6 protein-coding genes are annotated in these 5,309 nt (G+C 60.8%); 1 reads left to right on the top strand and 5 read right to left on the bottom strand.

All coding sequences use genetic code 11. The features are described from left to right. Positions 1-14: 14 nt before the first annotated feature. The 5 genes from EPO09_RS00165 to EPO09_RS00145 form a co-directional block, all read right to left on the bottom strand. Positions 15-527, bottom strand: coding sequence for a DUF1269 domain-containing protein (locus EPO09_RS00165; protein WP_290638993.1), 513 nt, complete (start codon positions 525-527; stop codon positions 15-17). Between the two features lie 124 nt (positions 528-651). Next, the gene (locus EPO09_RS00160) at positions 652-1,230 is read right to left on the bottom strand and encodes an HD domain-containing protein (protein WP_290638991.1); all 579 of its coding nucleotides are present in this window, start codon (positions 1,228-1,230) and stop codon (positions 652-654) included. Between the two features lie 23 nt (positions 1,231-1,253). Continuing rightward, positions 1,254-1,733 carry a hypothetical protein gene (locus tag EPO09_RS00155; RefSeq protein ID WP_290638989.1) on the bottom strand — a complete coding sequence of 160 codons (480 nt, stop codon included), beginning with the start codon at positions 1,731-1,733 and terminating at the stop codon, positions 1,254-1,256. Between the two features lie 63 nt (positions 1,734-1,796). Further along, entirely contained in the window at positions 1,797-2,549 is a 753-nt protein-coding gene (locus tag EPO09_RS00150) for a hypothetical protein (protein WP_290638987.1), read from the bottom strand. Positions 2,550-2,609: 60 nt separating this feature from the next. Further along, positions 2,610-3,875: a pectin acetylesterase-family hydrolase gene (locus tag EPO09_RS00145; protein WP_290638985.1), complete on the bottom strand. Its 1,266-nt coding sequence runs from the start codon at positions 3,873-3,875 to the stop codon at positions 2,610-2,612. Positions 3,876-4,133: 258 nt separating this feature from the next. Between EPO09_RS00145 and EPO09_RS00140 the strand changes: the two genes are divergently transcribed. Next, the coding region (locus EPO09_RS00140) for an FAD-dependent oxidoreductase (protein ID WP_290638983.1) at positions 4,134-5,309 on the top strand (1,176 nt) is incomplete at its 3' end.

Below are 5,309 nucleotides of genomic sequence, written 5' to 3'. Positions count from 1 at the left end.
GTGACAAGCGCAGATCACGGGAACGAAGGCACGTTGGGCTCATGACCCTCGAAATGCGCCTCAGGGTTATGCGCCAGCATCAGCGCCTCGATCTCGGACACGCGGCGATGCGGTATATCAGCCATGAGCAAGATCATGCCGTGTTCGATGTCCCAATTGAATCGTGCCAGACGACGACTGGGGACGGATACGCCCACCATGCTGGCGGTCCAGGCACCAAACAGCGCGCCAGAAGCCGCCAGGGCCGCCACCAAGGCGGGCTTGTTGGCCTCATCCAGCACGGGTGACACGGCAAACAAGGCGCCGCACGCTGCACCCAAAGCTGCCCCAAGGGCCAAGCCCCTTTGTGCCGCGCTAACCAGATCAGACGACTGCAGCGCGCTGGCCTTGTGCAGGCTTCCCAGATCGGTCCCCTCTCGCGCGTGGAAATGGAGATGGCGGTGCTCGATGCGAGCCAGGAGCAACTGATCCATGGCCAGGCGGGCACTCGCGAGATCCGGCAGCAACCAGTAGAGACGGTGGCGCATGGTTCCCTCCGATCAGCGCCAGCAAAGGGGCGCCAGATGTGACTTGTACACCTCGTCGCGGCACAGAGCAAGCCACGATGCGTGTAGGGGATTGGCCCTGCGCCGGCTCGAACAGCGAGCTGCCTTATTTCTCCAGCGCCGCCTTATAAACGGACTGCTTGGGCACCGCCATCACACGCCGAACCATGGGCTCGAAAAAGCTCAACGGCAGGATCTCCGCCTGGGCATCAAATGCCGGGTTGTCGTACTTGTCAACGAACTCGGCCGTGAGCGCAGCGAAAGGATGAGCCTTGAACTGATCACGCATGTGGCGATCCAGCCCGATGTAGTGGAAGAAGTTGTAGCCCTGGAAGATGCCGTGATGCTGAACCATCCAGAGGTGCCCTTCACTCACAAAGGGCTTGAGGATGGCGGCGGCGATATCGGGGTGGTTGTAGCTGCCCAGCGTATCGCCGATGTCATGCAGCAAGGCGCACACGACATACTCCTCATCACGGCCATCGCGGAAGGCCAGCGTGGCCGATTGCAGGCAATGGCTCAGGCGATCGATGGGGAAGCCGCCGAAGTCACCATCAAGCAACTTCAGGTGGGCCAGCACGCGATCCGGCAATGAACGCGCCATCCTCATGGCTTCGGGCATGATGAGTGCCCAGTCGGCCTGGGTGCTGTCTTCCATGCGGGTGAAGGTGGCACGTGCATTCATGGCTGCGGACTCCTCGTTCAATTTCAATGATTGACTGCTCGCTCGATCTGCCGGTCCATGATCGAGGGCTCGCCCTGCGGGCCAGCCAGATCTCGGACATTGGGCAAGCGCCCTTTTGATTCAGTCGCAGCAGGCGCCTCAACGCCCTGGCTTTTCACCACGGTCACCGAACCCTTGTCGAGTGGGCGCTCGGCAGCGCGGCTCTTGCAAGGCTCATCGGTATAGGTCACGGTGTTGCCCACCTTGCACTTGTGGATACCCGCTGGCGCTTTCGGCAGGGACTCAGCTTGAGACATGTCGAGCTTGGCCTCACCGGGGCCGGCAGCTGTACTTCCAGCGGCACTGGTGATCAATTCCTTGGCTTGCAACACATCCTGCGTGATGGCAGCGGGCGCCATGCGCTCAGGCACCAGATGCCCCAGACGAGCCGATACAAAATACTTCCAGACCAGTGCCAGCAACACGGCCAGCACCGCACCCATCACAATCTTGCGAACCAACATGATCAGGACTCCTTGCAGACTTTATTGTTCAAGTACCGCATTGTCCCGCACCCGCCAATGCCATCAACGGCCACTGGCCCCATAGACCTTTTCGCGCAAGGCCTGAAGCTGAGCCTCCAGCGTGGCGGGATCTCGATTGGCCGTCGGCGTGTTCTGCCACTTTGCCACCAGATCTGCCTGCAAGGCCGCGAACTCGTCGTTCTTGCGCTTCTCCTCAGCCAGCGCCTTGGCCTGGGCTTCGCTTTGCGTGCCCTGCAGTCGCTTCAACTGCGTATCGATCCAGGCTTGCTGCCTGGTCGGATCAGGTTCCAGATCACCCGCCAGCGCTCTCAGCAGCAAGGATGCTTCGCCCGAGTTCACTTCGCCATTGCCCGCGTGCAGCGGCAACTGATCGACCAACTCCCGGGCCAGCGCTTGTCGGCCTGCCACATTGGGGCCATCCTTCATCTCGCTCCATTGGGTCACAGCGCGCTGAAAGCGCAGGTATGACACCAAGCGCTGCCGCTCTTGAGCCTTGTTGGGGTCGTTCTCCAAAGCCTTGCTCAAGGCATCCCAGGCTTCCTGGGTGATATCTGCTGGCTTGGTATCACTCACCGGCCCACGTGGAATCAAGGATGGGCCATCACTGTTGCCAACAGAGCCCGCAATGGGCCATCCGCCACCAGGGGCTGGCGCCAGCGCTTGAGGACGAGGGCTGCTCTCGCTACTCGCTGCGCTGCGCTGCCACAGCACATAGGCACCCGCGGCAGCCAAGGCCACGACCGGCAACCACAGCCAGCGCCTGGAAGAAGACTTGTCGATCAGGGTTGTGCTCATGAGGGGCAATACTTCCAAAGTCAGAAAGTGGCCTGCCACACGGCAGGCCATCCTTTGCCATTACAGCGGAATCAGATCAGACAGGCCATCAGCAATGATGTCACTGAGGTAAACCCGCTTGGGTGGCGGGTTCAACTCTTCCGCACGCAAGACCGGGCCCGATCCATCCAGCAGATTGTCAACGAAGACGCTCAGTGATTGATAGCCCCGCTCAACGATGCTGGAGCCACCAAAGGTCAGCACGGTGGCGCAATGGGCCTGATTGAACTTGCGCCAGTTGGGAATGTAGTACCCCACGTTCGGGTAGGCGCTCAACGCGGCCAACCAGGGCTTGAGGTCCTGACGCCACTTCTGGTTGAGCAGCTTCAGACGCTGCGCATCGGTTGGTGCATTGGCGATTTCAGGAAAGAACTTCTGATACGAGAAGGCCGAGAAAATGCCATCTTCCTGGAACAGCGTGTAGCCCAGACGATCGTTGGGAAAGAGCTTACCCAGATTGCCTTGCAGCGTACCCAGGTTGTTGGGATCACCCACGCCCGGGTACTTGGCTACGATCTCGGTGACCATGCCCTTGGCACCATCCAGCCCCCAAGCCTCGCGGATCTTGTTATGCAAAGGCACCGAGGGGTATTGGGCCGGATCGCCATTGCGTGGGGCGATCATCAGCGGGCCGGCATCAGATAGCAACGCCGATTTCTTGGGACGCAGCGTTTCACGGAAGGTGGCGTAATGCGCGGACGAGGCCACACCCCCTGCAGAGAAGCCCGTGACCAGCAACTGCGCCGGCGCCCCCATATTGATGGACATCCACGTGGCCACGTACTTCATGTTGGGCAGGCCCTTGTGCTCGAAGGCATAGGCCTTGGCCGGGTCTTCTGGGTTGTAGACCACCGTGCGGTTACCAGTCTGCACATCGCCCGTGCAATAAGGCACATAGACGATGTTCCAAGCCTGGGTCTTCACGGCCTGCAGCGGGTCGATGCGCGCGGTAAACGGCGTGACAAGCCCCAGGTGCGCCTGACGATTGAAGTCAGACATGTAGTTGGTCGGGACACCATCCGGGTTGACTGCCGCCAGCATGCTGCCGCCCTTGCAAGCCACACCATCCCAGCACGCACCACCGCCTTCAAACATGATGACCGTCTTGCTTGTGAATGGCGTTCGGTTGACGAAGAAGCGGTAAGGCGTGCCATTGCCGCAGGTGGCACCACTGCTGCTGGGCGCCGTGACGGTTTCCCATTGCAGGTAGCCTGCGTGCGCCAATCCGCTGATCAGGGTGCCGGCGATGGCCTTGGTGGCCAGAAGCGAAAAACGACTTGCTTTCATCTCGGGTCCTTTTACTTGTTTGGGGGGAGCGACGCCAGTCTGCGCAGCGCCCGCAACACGACCAACACGGACTAACCCGAACGGGTTACGCCATCTATTCAAACTAGGGGGAGACAAATGTCAGACGTCTTACAGTCCTTCCACTTTTTGCTACACAGCCAACAAGTGATAGGGGTTTTCTTCAATAAACATTAGCCATTCAGGCCATTAGTCTAAAAAACGTTGTTATTTTTCACGCCAACGTTTCAGGAGTAGACCATGAGCCAACCCGAGACCCCGTCGCGTCGTCGCCTGCTGAGCAGACTGACCGCCACGGCCGCCGCCGCCTTGCTGCCTGCGGGCCGCGACAACATGGCGCAGGCCGCGACAGGCACAGGGGCCATGGGCGACTACAACACCGATGTGGTGGTGATCGGCGGTGGCTATTCGGGCCTGGCTTGTGCACGCGCGCTGGTCGCCGCTGGCAAACAGGTGCTGCTGCTGGAAGCGCGCGATCGCGTAGGCGGCCGCTGCTTCAACATCAACCTGCCCTCACCTTACGGTCAATACACGGTAGAAGGTGGCGCCGAGTTCATCGGCCCCACGCAGGACCGCATGTACAGCCTGGTGCAACAACTCGGGCTCAAGACCTTCCCGGCCTACAACACGGGCAAGCAGATCAACTACATCGGTGGCAAGCGCACAACCTACAGCGGCGTGCTGCCCTGGACTGGCCTGTATTCCACCGCAGAGATCGGCATCGCCATGCTGCGCCTGGATGACATGGCCAAGACCGTGCCACTGGATGCGCCCTGGAACGCCAGCAAGGCCATTCAGTGGGACAACCAGAGCGCCCAGACCTGGATGGACACCAACCTGCTGAGCGCCGATGCCAAATCGTTGCTGAGACTGGCCATCCTGGCCCTGCTCTCGGTCGAGCCGCATGACATCTCGATGCTGTATCTGCTGTTCTACATCCACTCGGGTGGCGGCCTCACGTCGCTGTTGAGCACGGCAGGCGGTGCGCAGCAAGACCGCATCGTGGGTGGCTCGCAATCCATCGCACTGGGCATGGCGCGCGAGCTGGGCACACGCATCCTCTACAACTCGCCGGTCCGCAAAGTCAAGCAGGACGGCTATGGCATTGAGGTCGCAGGCGATGGCTTCACCGTACGTGCCCAGCACGCCGTGATGGCCATGTCTCCATGGATGGCATCACGCCTGGCTTACGAGCCCTTTGACGGCCCACTGCAATACCGCATGCAGATGATGCAGCGCGTGCCCATGGGTTCGATCTGGAAGGTGCATTGCGTGTACGACAAGCCCTTCTGGCGCGACGATGGCCTGTGCGGGCAGGTCACCAGCGATGCGTACCTCACCAAGCTGGTGTTCGACAACACCCCGCCAGAGGCCGGCGCGCCCGGCGTGCTCATGGGCTTCATTGATGGCCAGGAT

The organism is Aquabacterium sp. (genome assembly GCF_004297345.1).
Lineage (GTDB): Bacteria > Pseudomonadota > Gammaproteobacteria > Burkholderiales > Burkholderiaceae_C > Aquabacterium.
The sequence above is the reverse complement of the archived record's forward strand: the minus strand, read 5'-3'. Positions and strand labels throughout refer to the sequence as shown.